Raw genomic sequence first — 20,227 nt, 5'->3', positions numbered from 1 at the left:
GACGTCACCCTAATGGGTGATTTACCGTCGTCGGCGTGGCGATCGGGGGATGGCGCCTGCTCAGCAGTGCGTCCAAGGCACGGACCGTGGTGGCGGTCGACTTCACCCTGGCGAAGGTCCGGGCCCAGGCCAACTTCGGCGACCTGGCCCCGCACCTGCCGGGCGACTGCGCGATCTGGGGCACCGACGAGACCGGCTGGCCGACCGGCCCCGGCGACCCGCGCGAACACCTCGCCGCCTGGCGCGAGCGCAGCGCCGCCCTGGGAAACTTTCACACCGCGCTCGGCTTCTGCGCCGGCGGCGCCCTCGCCGGAGCCCTCGCCGGTCCGGGCGGGCGGCTGGTGCTGTTCGACCCCGTGGCCGTGACCGCCCGCACGATCGCCGAGCACTACGCCGACGCGGTGCGCCGGATGGGCGCCGAGCCCGAACCCGAGCCGGGCGGCGATGCGGACGAACTCGCCGAGCGCTACGGCGTCGTCGCGCGAAAGGTCCTCGGCGAGCAGGGCGTGCCCGACTCGATCGCGGGCGAGCTGTGCGCGCGGGTGGGCGCGAATCTGCGGTACCTCGCGATGTGCCGCGCCGCCGGCCTCGACGGGCTCGCCCCCGACCTGGTCGTGCTCTCCCGTGACCACGAGCTGCCCGCCGCGCTCGCGGACCGGCCCCAGCTGCGCCTCGACGTGCCGCAGGAGCGGCTGCTGGCCGAGCCCGGCGCCGCCCGGGCGGCGATGCCGCGATGAGTGCGCTGAGCCGCAAGGAGGAGGCGTTATGGCTCTTCCAGCGCCTTGCCCCGGGCGTCGCCGTCGACAACCAGCCGCTCGCGATCCGCACCTCCGCGCCGCTCGATCCGGCCGCGCTGACGTCCGCGACCGCTGAGATTCTTCGCCGGTACCCCACGTTGCGCACCCGTTTCCCCCAGCGCGACGGGGTGCCCTATCGCTCCGTCGCCGCCCCGCCGTCCGACACTGTTCCGGTCGCGGTCCTCAGCGCGTCCGCCGCGAAACTCGGGACGGTGCTCACCGAGCTGGCGCTGCGGCCGTTCGACCTCGAGACCGACCTGCCGCTGCGGGTGTACGGCATCGCCCTCGACGAGGGCGGCAGCGTCCTGTGCCTGGTCTCGCACCACATCGTCTTCGACGGCGCGTCGGGCGGCGTGGTGCTGCCGGACCTCGCGACCACCTACCACCGGCTCGCCAACGGGATCCCACTTGAACCGGCCGCGGTCAGCGAGGCGTTCTCGGAGTCGCCGGCGTCGGAAAAGAGTCTGCGGTACTGGCTGGATCGGCTCTCCGGCGTGGATCCCGCCCGGCTGGCGCTCGCCTCCGCCCGGCCGGAACCGGCCCGGCCCACGTTCGCCGGAGCGCGGTTCGAGCGCGACCTCGATCCGGCGCCGGTCGCGCGGCTGCGGTCGCGGTTGCGGGTGACCGACAACATGGTGCTGCTGGCCGCGTACGCGACGCTGCTCGCCCGGCACGGCGCCGGCCCCGACCTCGTCATCGGGGTGCCCGCGAACGTGCGGCGGCCCGGTAATCCAACCGCTGTTGGATATCACATCAACACGTTGCCGCTGCGGCTGACCGTCGACCTGACCGGCGGATTCGCCGCGCTGGCGGCGCAGGTCCGGGACCGGATGGTGGAGGCGATCGAGCACGCCGACGTGTCCTTCGAGCATCTGCTGGGGGAGGTGCCGGGCGGGACCTGGCGCTCGCCGCTGTTCCGGCACATGTTCAACTTCCTGCCGGCGGCGCAGAACGCGGCGCCGGGGGAGCTGCCGGACGCGTCCTGGGTGACCGTCGACCTCGGGGCCGATCGGCACGACGTGCAGTTCGTCGTGGTGCGCTCGGCCGGGCGGGTCGCGCTGCAGGCCGTCTACAGCACCGAGATTCACGACGACGCCACGGTACGGTCCCTCGCCGACCGGTTCGAGCTCCTCCTCGCGGGCGCGGCCGCCGATCCGCAGCGTCCGCTCGCTTCGCTGCCGATGTGGACTGCCGCGGAGCGGCTGGCGGTGACGCGTGCCGTCGTGCCGGTGCCGTCGGTTTCTGTGGCGGCGTTGATCGCGGGGCGTTCCAGTTCGGACGAGCCGGCGCTGATCGACGCCGATGGGACTGTCCACACGCGACGGTCCTTGCTGGCGCGGGCCGCCTCGGTTCGGGGCGGGCTTGTCGCGCGGGGCGTCGGCCGGGGAGATGTCGTCGCGGTGGCGTTGCCGCGCGGGCCCGACCTCGCGGCCGCGGTGCTTGCCGTCTGGTCGCTCGGGGCGGCCTACCTGCCCGTCGACCCTCGGCAGCCGCCGGCCCGGCTCGACGATCAGCTTGCCCGGGCGGGTGCCGAGGCGACGGTCGATGGCCGAATCGTCGTTCGCGAGTCCATTGTGGACGTTGACGCGGTCGTGGCGGGGTTGGAGAATGTGGGGGACGAAGACCTCGCCTACGTGATCTTCACCTCCGGGTCGACCGGCCGGCCCAAGGGTGTGCAGATCCCGCACCGGGCCCTGGCGAACCTGGTGCGCCACTTCGCCAGCGAACTGGACGTCTCGGCAACCGACAGGGTGCTGTGGCTGACCACGTTCGGGTTCGACATCTCCGCGCTGGAGCTGTTCCTCCCCCTCGCCTACGGGGGCGGCGCGGTGGTCGCACCCGACGAGGCCCAGACCGATCCGGCGCTCATGCTCGACCTCGTCGCCCGGCACGACGTCGCCATCGTGCAGGCCACCCCGACCATCTGGCGCCTCGCCGCCGGCTCGACCAGTCCGGCCAGCGGCGGGCTGCGGGGGAGAAGGGTGCTGTGCGGGGGTGAGCCGCTCAACGCCGCGCTCGCCGAGCGGCTGCTGCGGACCGGGTGCGTGCTCTACAACGTGTACGGACCGACCGAGACGACCATCTGGTCCTCCAGCGCCCGGATCGGCCCCGGCGTCGCCGACCCGGTCAGCATCGGCGCGCCCATCGCCGAGACGTCGTTCCACGTCATCGACGAGCACGGCCAGGACGCCCCGCCCGGCCTCGTCGGCGAGCTGTGGATCGGCGGCACCGGCCTCGCCCGCGGCTACGCCGGCGCGCCCGACCTCACCGCCCAGCGGTTCGTCGACGACCCGGACCGCGGCCGCCTGTACCGCACCGGCGACCTCGCCACCTGGCGCCCCGACGGCACCGTCACCCTGCTCGGCCGGGCCGACCGGCAGGTGAAACTCCGCGGCCGCCGGATCGAACCCGGCGAGATCGAGGCCGCCCTCGAACGCCACCCCTCCGTCACCGCCGCCGCCGTCGTCCTCGCCGGCGACCCGCAGGGCGACGGGCGCCTCGTCGGCTACCTCCAGCCCGCCGACGTGGACCTGAACGCGGTGCGGGCCTTCGCGCGCGAACACCTGCCGTACTGGCTGGTGCCCGCCGACCTCGTCCCGCTCGACGCCCTGCCGCGCAACGCCAACGGCAAGGTCGACCACAAGGCCCTCCCGGAGCCACCGGCCGCCCCGGTCGCGACGAAGGAACCGGCGCCCGACGCACCCGACGCACCCGACGCACCCGACGCCGATCCCGTCGTGGCGCTGTTCCGCGACGTGCTCGGCCGCGACGACCTCGGCCCGGACAGCAACTTCTTCACCAGCGGCGGGCACTCGCTGCTCGCGGCCATCCTCGCCGCCCGCCTCGGCGGGGGCGTCACCCTGCTCGACGTGTTCGACGCACCCACCCCGGCCGAACTGGCCGCCCGGCTGCGCGCCGGCGGTGGCGGCGGGCCGGTGTCGCTCCACACGCCAAATCAGGCCGAGCCGGCCATCCGACCGCGCGAGGAGGTCTCATGAGGACGGTGCCCGATCTGCTGCGCCAGTCGGCCCGGCTCGTTCCGGACCGGCCCGCCATCGTCCTCGACGGCGACTCGCCCGACGCCAGCGCCCGCACCCTCACCTTCGCCGAGCTCGACGCCCGCTCCGACGCGTTCGCCCGCGGGCTGCGCGAGCACGGCGTCGGCCACGGCGACCGGGTCGCGCTGGCGCTGGGCGGGGCGGACTGGCCGCAGTACGCCATCGCCTATTTCGGCACCCTCAAACTCGGCGCCGTCGCCCTGCTCGTCGGCACCCGGTTCGGCGCGGACGAACTGGCCCGGATCGCCGACGGCTACCACGTGGCGAAGGTGGTCAGGGCCGGCGACGACCTCGGTGCCGGCCAGCCCCGGGAACCCCTGGCGGCGAGCGTCGCACCCGAGGACGCGGCCGAGGTCGTGTTCACGTCCGGCACCACCGACCGGCCCCGCGGCGTCGTCGCCACCCACGCCAACCTGCTGCGCGCCCAGGTCGCCTGGCCGACCGCGAAGCGCGCCAACCAGCCGTGCGCGCACGCCCTGCCCGTCGGGTCCGTCGCCGCGCAGGCGGTGCTGCTCAACTGCGTCGGCGGCCAGCACACCCTGCTCGCCACGCCCACCTTCGACGTGGCCCGGTTCACCGCCATGGCCGCCCGCGAGCGGGCCGTCACCGTCTGCCTCGTCCCCGCGATGGGCCACTGGCTGGTCCGCGCCGCGCCGGGCGAGGCGACTCCGATGCCCACCGTCAAGGGCGTCAGCTTCTCCGGAGCCCCTTTGCCGGTACCGATCATGGCCGACCTCACCGCCCTGTTCCCCAGCGCGGCGTTCCACAACTTCTACACGTCGACGGAGACGTACCCGGCGCGCGTCGCCACCCGCTTCGACCCCGCCCGCCCCGAGGCCGTCGGCCGGCCGGTCGGTTCCAGTGCCATCCGCATCACCGGTATCGACGGCGACGAGTTGGATTCCGGCTCCCCCGGCGAGGTGTGGCTGCGCGCCGGTGGAGCACCGCCCCGCGAGCTGCTGGACGCGGGCACGGTCGACGTCAACGACGGCTGGACCAGGACCGGCGACCTGGGCTACCTCGACGCCGACGGCACCCTGTTCCTCACCGGCCGCGCCTCCGACGTCGTCATCGTCGGCGGGTTCAACGTCTCCACCGGCCGGGTCGAGCAGGTCCTCACCCGCCACCCGGCCGTCGCGGAGGCCGCCGTCTGCGGCGCCGACCACCCGGTCCTCGGCGAGATCGTGGCCGCGTTCGTCGTGCTCAAACAAGGACACGACGACGCAACGGTACGGGACCTGCGCCGCCACGCCGCCGAGCAGCTCACCCGCGCCGAGCTGCCCGCCGTGGTACGACTCGTCGCCGACCTGCCCCGCAACGAGGCCGGCAAGGTCGTCAAGCGGGACCTGCCGGCGCTACTGGACGAGCCCGGCGCCGCCGAATTCGTCGCCCCCCGCACCGAGCTCGAACGGGGCCTCGCCGCCGTGTGGGCCGAGGTGCTGCAGACCGGCGCGGTCGGCGCGGCCGACAACTTCTTCGAGATCGGCGGCGACTCGCTCGCCGCCACGCGGATCGCCGCCACCGCCCGCGAACGGCTCGGCGTCGACGTGGACACCATCGCCGTCCTGGAGGCGCCGAGCGTGGCCGAGCTGGCGCAGTACATCGTGGAAAGGGATTCACATGTCTGAGTTGGATAACGCCGTCAAACTGCTGCGGGAGCACCCGGGCGTCACCGACGTCGCCGCCCAGCGGGCCCCCGACGGCCGCCGCGTCCTCGCGGTCGTCCCCGGCCTCGCCGCCGCCCCGGTCGACCTGCGCGACCACCTGTGGGACGCGCTCGACCGGGCCGACCTGCCCGACGTACTCGTCGCCGTCGACGCGCTGCCCGCCGCCGACCCGGACCTCGACGGCCCCGGCAGCCACACCTTCCGGGCCCCGTCCACCCCGACCGAGGAGGACCTGGCCGAGATCTGGGCCGAGACCCTCGGACGGACCCGGGTCGCCGCCGACGACAACTTCCTCGACCTCGGCGGCGACTCGATGACCGCCGCGCTGCTGCTGGACCTCACCAACGAGCGCCTCGAGGCCGACCTGACCCTCGGCGACCTGCTGTCGGCCCCGTCCCTCGCGGCGATCGCCGAGACCATCGACAACGCGCGCCGATGACCACCGCCCGCGCCGTGTACGCCATCGTCGACGAGGTGCTCAAGCGCCCGGTCCTTCCCGAGGACGACCTGTTCGCCCTCGGATTCGACTCGCTGCTCATCGCCCGCACCGCCGCCCGGGTGCGGGAGCGGCTGGGGGTCGAGCTGCCGCTGGCCGAGTACTTCAACGCCGGCACCGTCGCCGACCTGGCCACCGCGGTGGATTCGCACGCCGCCGGCACTGCCGCGGTGGATTCGCACGCGGCCGGTACCGCCGCCGGGGTGGAGTCGCACGCAGCCGGAACCGCCGCCGGCGTGGAGTCGCACGCGGCCGGTACCGTCCACGACGCGGTGGATTTGTACGCAGCCGGCACCGTCGCCGACCTGGCCGCCGCGGTGGAATCGCATGCCGCCGGTACCGTCGCCGACCCTGCGGCCCCGGTGGAGTCGCACGCAGCTGGCACTGTCGCCGCCGTGGTGGGTTCGCACGCAGCCGATGCCGTCGCCGCTTCCACGGCCGCGGTGGAGTCGCACGGATGAGGGCACCCGTCACCCCGGCCCAGCGCCGCCTGTGGTTCCTGGCCCAGGTAGACCCGGACGCGCTGGACTGGCACATCCCGCTCGCGTACCGGCTGCGCGGCCCCCTCGACGCCCCGGCGCTCGCCGCGGCGCTGCGGGCGGTCGTGGCCCGGCACGGCGCGCTGCGGACCCGGTTCCCGCTCGACGGCGCCGGCCCGGTGCAGGAAATCCTCGACGACTGGCGCCCAGACGTGCCAATCCTCGACGCGTTGGATATCACAACACTGGCCAACACCCCGTTCGACCTGACGGCGGCGCCGCCGGTCCGTGCCGCGATCCTGCGCACGGCACCCGACGAGCACATCTTTGTGTTGGTACTGCACCACATCGTCGCCGACGCCTGGTCCCTCCGGCTGCTGCGGGACGAGCTGGCGGCCCTCTACGCCGGGTTGGATTTGCCGCCGCTGGTCACGCAGTACGCGGATTTGGCCGCACTCCCACGCCCGGACGGAGCGGCGACCCTCGCATACTGGACCGACCAGCTCGCCGGCGCGCCAGTCCTGGAACTGCCCACGGACCGGCCCCGCCCCGCCCGGCGCGGCAGCGAGGGAAGCTTCGACGGCTTCGAACTCGGCCCGGAGCGGGCCGCGGACCTGCGGACCCTGGCCATGGCGGGCCGGACCACCCCGTTCATGACCGTGCTGGCCGTGTATCTCGCGCTGCTCGGCCTCACCACCGGCCAGGACGACATCAGCGTCGGCTCGCCGGTCAGCGGCCGCGACCGGACCGACGCCGAGCCGCTCATCGGGTACTTCCTCGACACCGTCGTCCTGCGCGGCGACCTGGCCGGCAACCCCACGTTCCGCGAGCTGCTGGGGCGGGTGAAGGCCACGGCACTGGCGGCGTACCAGCATCGGGAGCTGCCCTTCGAGGACCTCATCGCCCGCCTCGACGTGCGCCGCGACCCCGCCCGCACCCCACTGTTCGACACCATGCTGGTGGTCCACAGTGGATCGCCGGACGAAGGCCTTTCGCTACCGGGGATTTCGTCGTCGTACGTCGACCCGGGCCACCGTGCGGTCAAGTTCGACCTCACGCTCGAATGCGTCACGGGTGCTGAGTTGAAAGTGGTCGCCCAGTACCGGCGGGAGCTGTTCGACGCGGACACCGTGGCGGTGCTCGTGCGCCGGTTCGGCGAGCTGATTCGTTTGGCTGCCAACGATCCTGGCGCCCGGCTGTCGGAGCTATACACTGGTCTTGCCGCCTCAGAACAGGGTTCCTGGGAATGTAGCCGGTCCACAGTGGACCGGCGATTGTTGGATCTCATCGACTTCTCTTCAACGTCGACCGCACTGGTATGCGGCGACGATTCGTTGTCCTACGCAGAACTCGACGCCCGCGTCCGCGCGATGGCGGCGCAGCTCGACGGACGCCTCACCGGGGTCCGGCTCAACCCCGGCATCGACCTCGTCGTCGCGCTGCTCGCCACCTGGCGGGCCGGCGGCGGATACCTGCCCCTCGACCCCGACGCGCCGGCGAGGCGGATCGAGGAGCAGCTCGCCGACAGTGGCGCCGGGGCCGTCATCACCGCCGACGGCATCGAACAACGCACCGGCCAGCACGTGCCACCCGTCGCCTACGCCATGTACACGTCAGGATCGACCGGCCGTCCCAAGGCCGTCGCCGTGCCACACGCCGCGCTCGCCGCGCGGGTCGAGTGGATGCGCGAACGGTACAAGCTCACGCCGGCCGACCGCGTCCTGCAGTTCGCGTCGCCGTCCTTCGACACCTTCGGCGAAGAGGTGTACCCATGCCTCGCCGCCGGCGCCACCCTCGTCATCCCGACCGGAAACCGGGCCGAGCTCCCCGACTTCCTCGCCACCCCGCAAGGGCAGGGCATCACCGTCCTCGACCTGCCCACGTCATACTGGCACGAGCTGTGCGCCGACCCCGCCACCGTCGCGTGGCCCAAAAACCTGCGGCTGCTCATCCTCGGCGGCGAACAGGTCCGCGCCGACGCCCTGCAGCGCTGGTTCGCCCACGTCGGCGAGGGCGTCGAAGTGCTCAACACCTACGGCCCGACCGAAGCCACCATCATCGCCACCGCCGCCCACCTCACACCCGCCGACACCCACGGCCGCCCGCCGATCGGCCACCCCATCGACGACACCTGCGTCCACGTCATCGGCCTCGGCAACGCCCCGGTGCCAGACGGCGTCGCCGGCGAACTGGTCATCGGCGGCGTCGGACTCGCCGACGGCTACCTGAACAAACCCGACCTGACCGCAGAACGATTCATCGACATCGGCGGCGTCCGGCATTACCGTACCGGCGACCGCGCCCGCCGCCGCCCACACCACAACGAATCCGATCGCACCCGCCCCCACGCCAACGACGCGACGCACCGCGACGGCGCGCACCACGACGGCGGACAGCACGACGGCGGACACCACAGCGGCGGGCACCACGACGGCGGACACCACGACGGCGGACACCACGACGGCGGACACCACGACGGCGGACACCACGACGGCGGACACCACGACGGCGGACACCACGACGGCGGACACCACGACGGCGGACACCACGACGGCGGACACCACGACGGCGGACACCACGACGGCGGACACCACGACGGCGCGTTCGAGTTCCTAGGCCGGATCGACGAGCAGCTCAAGGTCCGCGGCTACCGCATCGAACCCGCCGAGGTCGAGGCCGCCCTGCTCACCCACCCCGCCATCGGCCACGCCGTCGTGTCGGCCGACGACGGGCGGCTCGTCGCCCACCTCGTCGCCGCCCACGCCGCCACCGCACCCACCCCGGCGGAGATCCGGGCGCACCTGGACCAGCTGCTGCCGGAGTACCTGCAGCCAAGGGCGTACGCCGTGCTCGACCGGCTCCCGATGACCCGCAACGGCAAGGTCGACCGCGCCGCCCTGCCGCCCGTCGCCGCCGAAGCCGGCGAAGGCCGCCCGCCCGAGACCGACGCCGAGCGGCTCGTCGCCGAGGTCTGGCAGGACGTTCTCGGCGTCGACAACATCCGCGCCGGCGACGACTTCTTCGACCTCGGCGGGCACTCCCTGCTCGCCACGCGGGTCGTCGCGCGGCTGCGGGCGGGCGCCGGCATCGAGGTACCACTGCGGACGATTTTCACCGCAACAACCGTTGGATTACTCGCCGTCGCCGTCGAAGACCTCCTCCTGGCCGAGATCGAAGCGCTCGACGACGACGAGGTCCGCCGCCTCCTGGCCGAGGAAGCGGGCCGATGACCAGCCGCACCGAACCGGGCCCCACGACCCCGAGAAGCGACCAAACCACCGGCGTCACCGGCCCGGGCGCCAGGCCACCGGTGACCGACGATTCCACCGGCGTAATCGGCCGCGGCGCCCGGACGGCGGCGAGCGACGAGACCACCGGCTTCATCGGCCCCGGCGCCCGCCTGATCGACGCGGTCACCGGCACTCAGTACACCGGCGCCCAGCTCACCGCCGCCGCTGACCTGCCGAAACATGGCGTCGTCATCTGCCCCATGCGCGCCGACGCGCCCTCCGTGCTGCGCTACCTGGCCGCCCGCGCCGCCGGTCGGCCGGTGCTCGTCTGCGACCCGGCCGCCGCCGGCGAGCTCGCCGCGCGGTTCGGCGGCGCGGACGACATCCACCCCGACCTGGCCCTCATGCTCGCCACGTCCGGGTCGACGGGTGCGCCCCGGCTCGTGCGGCACTCCGGGCCGGCCGTCGTCGCCGCCGCCACGGCGATCGTCAAGGCGCTGCGCATCGGTGCCGAAGACGTCGCCGTCACCAGTCTGCCGCTGTTCCACACCCTCGGCCTCAGCGTCCTGCACAGCCACCTGCTCGCCGGGGCCACCGTCGTGCTCGAACCGCGCGGCGTCATCGACCCCGGCTTCTGGGCCACGGTCAACGAGCACCGGGTCACCGCCATCACCGGCGTCCCGCACACCTTCGAACTGCTGTCGCGACTGCCGTGGACGCCCGTGAGCAGCCCGTCCGTGCGCAGCATGTCGGTCTCCGGCGGGCGGCTGCGCGACGACCTGGTGCGGCAATTCAACACGGCGGTGCCCGCGTTCTACCCGATGTACGGCCAGACGGAAGCCGGCTCCCGGATCTGCGTGCTGCCGCCCGAGCACCTGCCGGCCAAGGTCGGCTGCGTCGGGCCGCCCGTCGACGGGATGCGCCTGAGCGTCACCGGCGGCGGCGAGGTCGTCTGCCACGGAAAATCCATCATGCTCGGGTACGCCGAGACCGCCGCGGACCTGGCCCGCGGCGACGACCTCGGCGGCGTCCTCGCGACCGGCGACCGGGGAAGGCTCGACGCCGACGGGCACCTGTGGCTGTCCGGGCGGCTCAACCGGATCGGCAAGGCCTATGGGGTGCGGGTCGACCTCGACGCCGTCGAGCACGCCGCCGCCGCGCTCGCGCCGGCCGCGGCCCTGGCCGGCGACGACCGGATTCTCGTGTGGTGCGAGGGCCTGCCCGCCGCCCGCGCCTCCGAGGTCGCGGCGCACGTCGGCCGCGCGCTCGGCATCCACCGCACCGCGGTGCGGGTGACCGCGATCGACCGGCTGCCGCGCCGGGCCAACGGGAAGGTGAACTACGATGCGCTCCCCGTATGAGGAGCTCGGGCTCGCGTTCGGCGACGCCTCGGTGCCGTACCTCTACGGCACCGGCTGCACCCCCGCGCTCGCCGACGCCGTGGTCGACCGGCTCGGCGACGTCGACACCGTCCTGCTCGTCCTCGACGACGGGGTCCGCGGGCACGCCGACGCCGTCGCCGCCGAACTCGGCCGCCGGGTGCGGGTCGAGCCCGTCGCCGTCGAGGCCCATGAGCGGCACAAGACCCTGCCGACCGTCCAACACCTGTTGGAATCCGCGGTCGCCCGCGGGCTGACCCGCCGCTCGGCCGTGGTGGCCATGGGCGGCGGCACCGTCGGCAACATCGCCGGGCTCGCCGCGGCGCTGCTGTTCCGCGGCACCCGGCTGGTGCACCTGCCGACGACACCCGTCGCCGCGTTCGACGCCACCGTCTCGCTCAAGCAGGGCGTGAATCTGAGCGCCGGCAAGAACCTGGCCGGCACGTACTTCGTGCCCGCCCTCATCGCCTGCGATCTGGCGTGGCTGTCGACGGTACCGAGGCATGACCTTCTGACCGGGCTGGCCGAGATGGTGAAGAACGTCCTGGTCGCCGCGCCCGCCCTGGAGGCCAAGCTGCTGCGGGCCCTCGACGACCTGACGCTCGACCCGGCGGCGGCGCTGCGGGCGCTGCTGGAGGTCGGGGTCGAGGCCAAGGCGCCGTACGTGGCCGCCGATCCGCGGGAACGGGGCGGGGCGCTCATCTTCGAGTACGGGCACACCGCCGGGCACGCCATCGAGTTCGTCAGCGGCGGCGCGATCCGCCACGGCGAGGCGGTCGCCTGGGGCATGCTCGTCGCGGCCGAGGTCGCCCGGCGCCGCCACGGCCTCGCCGACACCGACGTGGCCGCCCACCACCGGCTCATAGCCCCGTTGGATTTACCCGACGCCGCCGCCCGCCTCGACAGCCTGGACCGGGCCGCGATCCGCGCCGTGCTCGCCGCCGACAACAAGCGCGGCTACGGCCCGTGCGCGCCCGGCGAGGTCCTCATGGTGCTGCTCGACCGCATCGGCCACGCGGTACCCGGCCCGGCCGGCGGCCCGCCGCTCGTCCCGGTCGCGGTCGAGGCCGTCATGGACGCGTTCGAATCCGTCGCCATGAACGCATTGGAGGCCGTATGAGCGACAAGGGACTGTCCGTCGTCATCCCGGTCAAGGGCCGCGTCGCCGAAATGCGCCGGCTGTTGGAAAGCCTCGGCCCGGCCATCGCCGCCTGCGACGAGCCGGTCGAGATCCTCGTCGTCGACGACTCCGAGCCCGCCGACGCCCGCGCCCACCAGGAGCACTGCGCCACCTTCCAGGCCCAGTACCTGCGCGGCCCCCGGCACGTCGGGGCGAAACGCAACGACGGGGTGCGGGCCGCCGCGTACGACCTGATCCTGTTCATCGACTCCGACTGCCTGGCCACCGAGCAGCTGCTGCAGCGGCACGTGGCGACGCTGCGCGCCGCCGACGACAGCGTGGGCGCGGTCGCCGGGCCGACGTTCGTGCAGGGCGTCGACAACGCCGTGTTCCGCGTCATGTCCCGCTCCAAGCTGTTGAATTCCGCGTTCGAGTGGCCGTCGCAGGCGAGCCGGGTCGGCTGGGCCACCACCTGCAACCTGGCCGTGCGCCGGTCCGCGTTCGAGGCGGTCGGCGGCTTCGCCGAACGGCCGCTGACCGTCGTCGGCGGCGAGGACGTCGACCTCGGGCTGCGGCTCACCGAGGCGGGCCACGCCATCGTCTGCGACCGCGAGGCGCTCGTCGTGCACGACAAGAGCAGCATCGAATCCATCGGTACCGTCTGCCGCCGCCTCATCACCTACGGCAAGTCGGGCCAGTGGCTGCTCGACGTGCACCCGGGCCGCGGCCGGTTCAAGCTCAACCGGGTCACCACCCTGTCCGCCACCGCCGTCGCCGGCCCGCTGCTGCTGCCCGCGGTCGCCGCCGTCCTGCTCGCCGTCGACGCCAGGGAGCGCCTCGGCGAGGACGCCCCGACCGTGCGCTCGCTCGCCGAATCCATCGCCTGCGCGGGCCTGGACTGGTGCTTCGACCTCGGCGAGTTCCTGGCCGCGTGGCAGCTCGGCCGGCCCGACCGGCTGCTGACCGGGTTCGGCTGGACCGACGACCCGGCGTTCGTCTGGGACACCGAACCCGCCAAGCGGTACGGGGGCTGAGCGTGCGCTTCGACGGGCGGGTGGCCGCGGTCACCGGCGGTACCAGCGGCGTGGGGGAGGCCATCGCCCGGGCCCTCGCCGCCGAGGGGGTCGCCGGCCTGACGATCGCCGGGCGCGACGCCGGCCGCGGCGAGCGGATCGCGGCCGAGCTGAGCTCGAAGGGCTGCCCGACCCGATTCCTCCAGGTTGACCTGTACCGTGCGGAGGACGCGCGATCGGTGGTCCTGCGCACCGTCGAGTGGTTCGGGCGCATCGACGCCCTGGCGAACTGCGCGGCCAGCACCGAACGGTCCACACTGGACGAGACGACACCGGAGCTGTTCGACCGGATGATGGCCGTCAACGTCCGCGCGCCGCTGCTCACCATGCAGGAGGCGGTGCGGGACATGCGCCGCCGCGGCGAGCCGGGGGCGATCCTCAACATCGTGTCCGTCGCGGCGCTGGGCGGGCAGCCGCACCTCACCGCGTACGCCGCGTCCAAGGGCGCCCTGGCCACGCTGACCCGCAACGTCGCCCACGCGCACCGCTTCGACCGCATCCGGGTCAACGGCATCCTGCTCGGCTGGACCGACACCCCGCACGAGGACGAAATCCAACGCCGGGCCCACGGCGCCGGCGACGGCTGGCTCGCCGCGGCCGAGGCCGCCCAGCCGATGGGCCGGCTCGCCAAGCCGGACGAACTCGCCGACCTCGCCGTCCTCATGCTCTCCGAACGCGGCGGCATCATGACCGGCTCGCTCGTCGAGTACGCCCAGGACGTCGCCGGATGCACAGATTGACGGGGGACCACAGTTGACGACCGATATCGACCGCACCGCCCGCGCCGAGCTGCTGCGCCGCCGGCTCACCACGCGCCGGCCGGCGGGAATCCCGCGCCGCGAGGACGACGGGCACCCGCCGCTGTCGTTCGCGCAGGAGCGGCTGTGGTTCATGGACCAGCTGGTGCCCGACACCGCCGCATACATCGTGCCGATCGTGGTGCGGCTGCGCGGGCCCGTGGACCCCGACCGGCTCCAGGCGGCGCTCGACGCGGTCGCGGCCCGGCACGAGGCGCTGCGCACCCGGTTCGTCACCGACCCCGACGGGCGCCCGGCCGCGACCGTCGACGAGCAGGTCAGCGTCCCGTTGGAATTGCGGGCCGAGTCCGATGTGGACATCGTCGACGCCGTCGTGGCCGAGTTCGGCGCCCGCCCGTTCGACCTGGCCACCGGCCCGCTGGTGCGCGCGCTGCTCGTCCGCGTCGCCGACGACGAGTACGTGTTCAGCGTCATCATGCACCACATCGGCTCCGACGGCTGGTCCATCGACGTGTTCAACCGGGACCTGCTGCACGCCTACGCCGGCGGCACCCTCGACCCGCTCCCGGTCCGCTACGGCGACTACGCGGCCTGGCAGCGGGCCCGCTACACCGGCGAGCGGCTGGAGCGCGACCTCGCCTACTGGGCCGACCGGCTCGCCGGGGTGCCACCGCTGGAGCTGCCCACCGACCGGCCCCGCCCGCCCGAGCAGACGTTCAACGGCTCCGCCCACCCCCTCGAATTCGGCGAGGACATGGCGCGGGCCGTCGCCGCCCTCGGCCGCCGCTTCGGCGTCACCCCGTACATGGTGCTGCTGGCGGCGTACGAGACGCTGCTCATGCGGTACTCGCGGCAGGACGACTTCGCCGTCGGCTCGACCGTCGCCGGGCGCAGCATGCCGGAGCTCGAGGGCGTCGTCGGGCTGTTCGCCAACGTCCTCGCCCTGCGCGCCGACGTCGGCGGTGACCCGACCTTCGCGCAGCTGCTCGGCCGGGTCCGCGAGCGGGTCCTCGACGCGTTCGACCATCCGGAGACCCCGTTCGACCGGCTCGTCACCCGGCTGCGGATGCCCCGCGACGTGTCCCGCTCGCCGGTCTTCCAGGTCACGTTCACGGTGCTCAATTACGGCGGCGGTGCCCCGCCCGAGGCCGGCTTCGCGGTGTTGGATTACCCGGTCCCGGTCCGCCAGACCCGGTTCGACCTCGAGCTCTACATGTACGACCCGGACGCGGGCGGGCTCGAGGGCTTCGTCACGTACAACAGCGACCTGTTCGACCCGGCCACCATCGCGCGGATGGGCGAGCACTTCGGGCAGCTCCTGCGCGCCGTCGCCGCCGATCCCGAGCAGCCCGTGAGCCGCATCCCGATGCTCGGGCCCGACCAGCGCACGTTCGTCCTCGACACCGTCAACGCCTCCACTGTGGACATCGGCCCGGTGCGGCTCCTGCACGAGCTCATCGCCGAGCAGGCCGGGCGCACCCCGTCCGCACCCGCGGTCGTGTTCGAAGGGCAATCCATCTCGTACCGTGAGCTGCTCGCCGAGGCCGACACGCTCGCGACCGAGTTGCGGACCCACGGGGCCGGACCCGGCCGGATCGTTGCCGTGCACCTGGAACGCGGCCTCGACCTTGTCGTCGGGCTGCTCGCCGTGCTGCGGACCGGCGCCGCCTACCTGCCCCTCGACCCGGACAACCCGCCGGACCGCACCGCGTTCATGATTTCCGACGCGGCGCCCGTCGCCGTCGTCTCCGAGACCGGGGTCGAGCCCGCCGACGGTGGGTCGCTCGACCGCGACGACATCGCCTACGTCATCTACACCTCCGGCTCCACCGGCCGGCCCAAGGGCGTGCCCAACACCCACGCGGCCATCCACAACCGCATCGACTGGATGCAGCGGACCTTCGCCCTCGGCGCGGACGACGCCGTGCTGCAGAAGACCCCGATCGGGTTCGACGTGTCGGTGTGGGAGTTCTTCTGGCCGCTCATCACCGGCGCCCGGCTGGTCCTCGCCCGGCCCGGCGGCCACCGCGACGCCGCCTACCTGCGCGACCTCATCGCCGGCGCGGGCGTCACGACCGTCCACTTCGTACCGTCGATGCTGGCCATGTTCCTCGCAGAGGACGGCATCGAGGCGTGCACCGGCCTGCGCCGGGTCGTGTGCAGCGGCGAGGCGTTGCCCGTCGACCTGGCCCGCACCGCGCTGGACCGGCTCGGTTGCCCGGTGTACAACCTGTACGGGCCGACCGAGGCCGCCATCGACGTCAGCTTCTGGGAGTGCACGGCCGAGGCGTTGGCGGGCCGCTCCCGGGTGCCGATCGGCGCGCCGATCCAGAACATCCGCCTGCTCGTGCTGGACGCCGCCGGCGAACCGGTGCCGGTCGGGGTGCCCGGCGAGCTGCACATCGCCGGCGTCGGCGTCGCCCCCGGCTACCTCAACCGCCCGGAACTCACCGCTGAACGGTTCCGCGACGGGATGTACGCCACCGGCGACCTCGTCCTGCGCGACCCGGACGGCACCCTGGAGTACCTCGGCCGCCTCGACGACCAGGTCAAGTTGCGCGGCATGCGGATCGAGCCGGGGGAGATCGCCGCCGTCCTGCGTGCCCAGCCCGGCGTGCGGGACGCGGCCGTCGTGGTGCGCGAGGACCGGCCGGGGGATCAGCGGCTCGTCGCGTACGTCGTCGGCGACGGTCACGGCGACCTGCGCAGCGCGCTCAAGCTGGTCCTGCCCGACGCGATGGTCCCCGCCGCCTACGTGGAGCTGCCCGAACTGCCGGTGACGGCCAACGGCAAGCTCGACCGCCGCGCCCTGCCCGCCCCGGTCGCCGCCGCCGCCTCGTTCGCCGAGCCGGCCACGCCGACCGAGACCGCGATCGCCGCCGTGTGGGCCGACGTCCTGGCCCTGCCCCGGGTCGGCGCCGACGACGACTTCTTCGACCTCGGCGGCCATTCGCTGCTCGCCACCCAGGTCGTGGCCAAGCTGCGCACCGTGCTGCCGGTGCCGGTCAGCGTCATGGAGCTGTTCAAGAATCCAACGGTGCGCGGGCTCGCCGCGCTCGTCGACACCCCGGCCGAGGCCCGTGGTCCGAAGCGGCTCCTGCACGAGCTGACCCGACCCGTCGCCGGAGGACAGGCGGAGCTGACGCTGGTCTGCATGCCGTACGGCGGGGGATCGGCCATTGTATTTCAACCCCTCGCCGATGCGCTCCCGCCGCGGCACGCCCTGCTCGCGCTGGCCATCCCCGGCAACGACGTCGGGCTGCGGGAGGAGGGCAAGGAGTTCCACGCCCTCGTCGCCGACACCGCCGCCGAGATCCTCGAGCGGGTGCAGGGCCCGGTCGCGCTCTACGGCCACTGCGCGATCGGCGGCGCCCTGGCCGTCGCGGTCGCCAGCGCCCTCGAGGCGGCCGGCCGCGACGTCGAGACCGTGTTCGCCGGCGGCATCTTCCCGTTCGCCCGCCCCCGCGGCCCAGTCGCCCGGCTGCTGAGCCGCTTCGACCGGCTGCGCAGCGACCGGTCCTACTCCAACTGGCTCACCTCGCTCGGCCTGGACCTGAGCGACTTCGACCAGTCCCAGGTCCGCGCGATGGTCCGCCGGATGCGCAGCGACAGCGAGGCGGCCGAGGAGTACTTCACCGGCCTGTACCAGTCCGGCGCCACGAGACTCCGCGCGCCCATCATTTCCATCGTCGGCGAACGCGACGACGCCACGATGTATTACCAGGAACGCTACCGGGAGTGGCACTTCCTGACCGAGACGACCGCGCTGTACGTCCTCGACGAGGCCGGCCACTACTTCCTCAAGTGGCGCGCGGCGGAACTGGCGGCCATCGTCACCGCCCGCCGCCCCGTCCCCGACGGCGTCGCCGAGCACGCCACCGAGACCTGGCGCCGGCTCGGCGCCTCCACCCGGTCCACAGTGGAGCGGCGCGGTCCGGAACCGAGCATGCGCCGCTTCACCGTCATCGCCGCCAGCCAGCTGGTGTCCATGCTCGGCACGGCGATGACCGAGTTCGCGGTCCCGGTGTGGATCTATCTGGAGACGCACTCCCTGCTGCGACTCGCCCTGTTCTCCACGATCGCGCTGGTCCCCGGCATGCTCGTCCTCCCGGTCGCCGGCGCCCTCGTCGACCGCTACAGCCGCCGCGCGGTGATGCTCGCCGCCGACAGCGCGGCCCTGCTCACCCAGGGCGCGTTCCTGGCCCTGCTGCTCACCGACCGCCTGCAGTTCTGGCAAATCTATGTGCTGTTGGGTGTACTCTCCGTGTCCCTCACCTTCCAGCGCCTCGCCTACAACTCCGCGGTACCGCAGCTGGTGCCCAAGCGCTTTCTGGGCCACGCCAACGGCATGGTGCAGGTCGGCCTCGGCATCGCCCAGTTCCTCGTGCCGGTGGCGGCGGTGGGCGTGATGGCCGCCATCGGCCTGGACGGCATCCTCGCGCTGGACGTCATCTCCTACGGCGTCGCCGTCGTCGTCCTGGCGATCGTCAAATTCCCCGCGCTGATGGCGTACCGCCGCAAGGAGCCCATGGCGCAGGAAATCCGCAGCGGCTTCCGGTATGCCATGGGCACACCGGGCTTCCGCGCCATGTTGTTGTTCTTCGCGGTGTCGAACCTGTTCCTGGGCCCCGTGCTGGTCCTGGTCCAGCCGCTGGTATTGAGCGTCGGCGGCCTGCGGGCGGTCACCCAGGTCGCGGTCGCGGGCGGCGCCGGCGTCGTGACCGGCGGCCTCATCATGGTGTTCTGGGGCGGCCCGGCCCACCGCCGGATGCGCGGCGTGCTGCTGTCGGCGCTGACGTTCGCCGCGTTCGCCGCCCTGGCGGGCCTGTTCCACTCGATCCCGGTCATCGCCGTCGGCGTCTTCGGCATGTTCGTGGCCCTGACCGTGATGAACGCCATCTACGCCACGATCGTGCAGGTCAAGGTCCCGCCCCGGGCCCACGGCCGGGTCTTCGCGGTCAACACCGTGTTCGCCTTCGGCACCCTGCCGATCGGCTTCATGCTGATCGGCCCGGGCGTCTCGGCGGCCATCGGCCTGGCCCCGACCTACCTGCTGTTCGGCGCCGCGATCGCGGTGATCGCCCTGGCCGCGATGCGGTACCGCCCCCTGGCCCGCTTCGACTTCGACGTCCCCGACACCGAACCGGAGGACGCCATCGGCCTCGCGGAACTGAGGAGGCGCCATGCTTGACGTGTACACGACGGCCCCGGCCTCGGTCGGCCTCGACGGCCCGGCGTTCCGCCGCCGCCTGCTGGACATCACCGCCTGGACCGAGTCCGCCGGCGGTGTGGGCCTGCTGGTGTACTCGGACAACACCCTGATCGACCCGTGGCTGGTGGCGCAGCTGATCCTGGAGTCGTCCGCACGGGTCGCCCCGCTGGTCGCCGTCCAGCCGGTGTACGTCTCCCCGTACGCGGCCGCCCGCCTGGCAGCGACCCTGTCCTACCTGCACGGCCGCGTGGTCCACCTGAACCTGGTGACGGGCGGCTCCCGCCAGCACCTCGCCGCCCTGGGCGACGGCGTGGAGCACGACGACCGGTACGACCGGCTGTTGGAATACGGCACAGCCATCCAACACCTGCTGGATTCCTCCCGCCCGGTCACGTTCACGGGGGAGTACTACCAGCTCACGGCGGCGTCACTGCCCCACCGCCCGCCGCCGTCGCTGTCCCCGCGGCTGGTCCTGTCGGGCTCCAGCGAGGCGAGCACGCGGTGCGCGGCGGCGCTGGGCGTCCTCCGGTTCGCCTACCCGCGCCCGGTCTCCGACTACGGCCCCTCGGAGCTGGCCCGGGCGGGCATCCGGCTGGGCATCATCGCCCGCCCGACCAGCACCGAGGCGTGGAAGGCGGCCCACGACCGGTTCCCGGGCGACCCGATGGGCGAACGGCGCCACCGCATCGTGACCCGCCTGACCGACTCCCACTGGCACGCGCAGCTCTCCGCCGCGGCCGACGTGGGCGTGTACTGGCTGCACCCGTTCAAGACCTACCGCACCTTCTGCCCGTACCTGGTCGGCGACTACGACGAGGTCGCCGCCTACCTGGCCGCCTACCGATCCTGCGGCGCCGAGTCGCTGATCCTGGACATCCCGGCCGAGGAGGACGACCTGCACCACGCCCGCCAGGCCCTCACCCGAGCGGCGGCCCTGACGCCACGATGACGCAACAG

The 20,227-nt window shown here is 73.3% G+C and carries 12 protein-coding genes; all 12 read left to right on the top strand.

The features are described from left to right. Positions 1 to 35 precede the first annotated feature (35 nt). From ACQP00_RS28275 to ACQP00_RS28220, 12 genes are read left to right on the top strand one after another with little or no spacing between them, the layout of a single operon-like run. A complete protein-coding gene (locus tag ACQP00_RS28275) occupies positions 36 to 737 on the top strand; it encodes a hypothetical protein (protein ID WP_433200164.1) in 702 nt (233 codons plus the stop codon). Continuing rightward, positions 734 to 3,796 carry a non-ribosomal peptide synthetase gene (locus tag ACQP00_RS28270; RefSeq protein WP_433200161.1) on the top strand — a complete coding sequence of 1,021 codons (3,063 nt, stop codon included), beginning with the start codon at positions 734 to 736 and terminating at the stop codon, positions 3,794 to 3,796. The genes ACQP00_RS28275 and ACQP00_RS28270 overlap by 4 nt, the downstream gene beginning before the upstream one ends. Next, positions 3,793 to 5,484: an AMP-binding protein gene (locus tag ACQP00_RS28265; RefSeq protein WP_433200158.1), complete on the top strand. Its 1,692-nt coding sequence runs from the start codon at positions 3,793 to 3,795 to the stop codon at positions 5,482 to 5,484. The genes ACQP00_RS28270 and ACQP00_RS28265 overlap by 4 nt, the downstream gene beginning before the upstream one ends. Beyond that, positions 5,477 to 5,962 (top strand): phosphopantetheine-binding protein, encoded by a 486-nt coding sequence (locus ACQP00_RS28260; protein ID WP_433200155.1) that lies wholly within the window; start codon positions 5,477 to 5,479, stop codon positions 5,960 to 5,962. Before ACQP00_RS28265 ends, ACQP00_RS28260 begins: the two co-directional genes overlap by 8 nt. Beyond that, entirely contained in the window at positions 5,959 to 6,480 is a 522-nt protein-coding gene (locus ACQP00_RS28255; protein ID WP_433200152.1) for an acyl carrier protein, read from the top strand. The genes ACQP00_RS28260 and ACQP00_RS28255 overlap by 4 nt, the downstream gene beginning before the upstream one ends. Then, a complete protein-coding gene (locus ACQP00_RS28250; RefSeq protein ID WP_433200149.1) occupies positions 6,477 to 9,728 on the top strand; it encodes a condensation domain-containing protein in 3,252 nt (1,083 codons plus the stop codon). Before ACQP00_RS28255 ends, ACQP00_RS28250 begins: the two co-directional genes overlap by 4 nt. Then, positions 9,725 to 11,089, top strand: coding sequence for an AMP-binding protein (locus ACQP00_RS28245; protein WP_433200146.1), 1,365 nt, complete (start codon positions 9,725 to 9,727; stop codon positions 11,087 to 11,089). The genes ACQP00_RS28250 and ACQP00_RS28245 overlap by 4 nt, the downstream gene beginning before the upstream one ends. Beyond that, on the top strand, positions 11,073 to 12,227 hold the full coding sequence (locus ACQP00_RS28240) for a 3-dehydroquinate synthase family protein (RefSeq protein ID WP_433200143.1): 1,155 nt from the start codon (positions 11,073 to 11,075) through the stop codon (positions 12,225 to 12,227). Before ACQP00_RS28245 ends, ACQP00_RS28240 begins: the two co-directional genes overlap by 17 nt. Next, the gene (locus ACQP00_RS28235; protein WP_433200140.1) at positions 12,224 to 13,261 is read left to right on the top strand and encodes a glycosyltransferase family 2 protein; all 1,038 of its coding nucleotides are present in this window, start codon (positions 12,224 to 12,226) and stop codon (positions 13,259 to 13,261) included. Before ACQP00_RS28240 ends, ACQP00_RS28235 begins: the two co-directional genes overlap by 4 nt. A gap of 2 nt (positions 13,262 to 13,263) precedes the next feature. Then, the gene (locus ACQP00_RS28230) at positions 13,264 to 14,040 is read left to right on the top strand and encodes an SDR family oxidoreductase (protein ID WP_433200137.1); all 777 of its coding nucleotides are present in this window, start codon (positions 13,264 to 13,266) and stop codon (positions 14,038 to 14,040) included. 13 nt (positions 14,041 to 14,053) lie between these two features. Further along, positions 14,054 to 19,249 carry a non-ribosomal peptide synthetase/MFS transporter gene (locus ACQP00_RS28225; RefSeq protein ID WP_433200134.1) on the top strand — a complete coding sequence of 1,732 codons (5,196 nt, stop codon included), beginning with the start codon at positions 14,054 to 14,056 and terminating at the stop codon, positions 19,247 to 19,249. Beyond that, the gene (locus ACQP00_RS28220) at positions 19,242 to 20,219 is read left to right on the top strand and encodes an LLM class flavin-dependent oxidoreductase (RefSeq protein WP_433200131.1); all 978 of its coding nucleotides are present in this window, start codon (positions 19,242 to 19,244) and stop codon (positions 20,217 to 20,219) included. Before ACQP00_RS28225 ends, ACQP00_RS28220 begins: the two co-directional genes overlap by 8 nt. Positions 20,220 to 20,227 lie beyond the last annotated feature (8 nt).

The organism is Dactylosporangium sp. CS-047395 (assembly GCF_050942185.1).
Classification (GTDB): Bacteria; Actinomycetota; Actinomycetes; order Mycobacteriales; family Micromonosporaceae; genus Dactylosporangium.
This window is presented reverse-complemented; position numbering and strand designations above follow the sequence as displayed.

Excerpts from the sequence above, each read along its gene's own strand:
- ACQP00_RS28270 (WP_433200161.1), top strand. The coding sequence starts at position 734 with ATGAGTGCGCTGAGCCGCAAGGAGGAGGCGTTATGGCTCTTCCAGCGC.
- ACQP00_RS28265 (WP_433200158.1), top strand. The coding sequence starts at position 3,793 with ATGAGGACGGTGCCCGATCTGCTGCGCCAGTCGGCCCGGCTCGTTCCG.
- ACQP00_RS28260 (WP_433200155.1), top strand. The coding sequence starts at position 5,477 with ATGTCTGAGTTGGATAACGCCGTCAAACTGCTGCGGGAGCACCCGGGC.
- ACQP00_RS28255 (WP_433200152.1), top strand. The coding sequence starts at position 5,959 with ATGACCACCGCCCGCGCCGTGTACGCCATCGTCGACGAGGTGCTCAAG.
- ACQP00_RS28250 (WP_433200149.1), top strand. The coding sequence starts at position 6,477 with ATGAGGGCACCCGTCACCCCGGCCCAGCGCCGCCTGTGGTTCCTGGCC.
- ACQP00_RS28245 (WP_433200146.1), top strand. The coding sequence starts at position 9,725 with ATGACCAGCCGCACCGAACCGGGCCCCACGACCCCGAGAAGCGACCAA.
- ACQP00_RS28240 (WP_433200143.1), top strand. The coding sequence starts at position 11,073 with ATGCGCTCCCCGTATGAGGAGCTCGGGCTCGCGTTCGGCGACGCCTCG.
- ACQP00_RS28235 (WP_433200140.1), top strand. The coding sequence starts at position 12,224 with ATGAGCGACAAGGGACTGTCCGTCGTCATCCCGGTCAAGGGCCGCGTC.
- ACQP00_RS28220 (WP_433200131.1), top strand. The coding sequence starts at position 19,242 with ATGCTTGACGTGTACACGACGGCCCCGGCCTCGGTCGGCCTCGACGGC.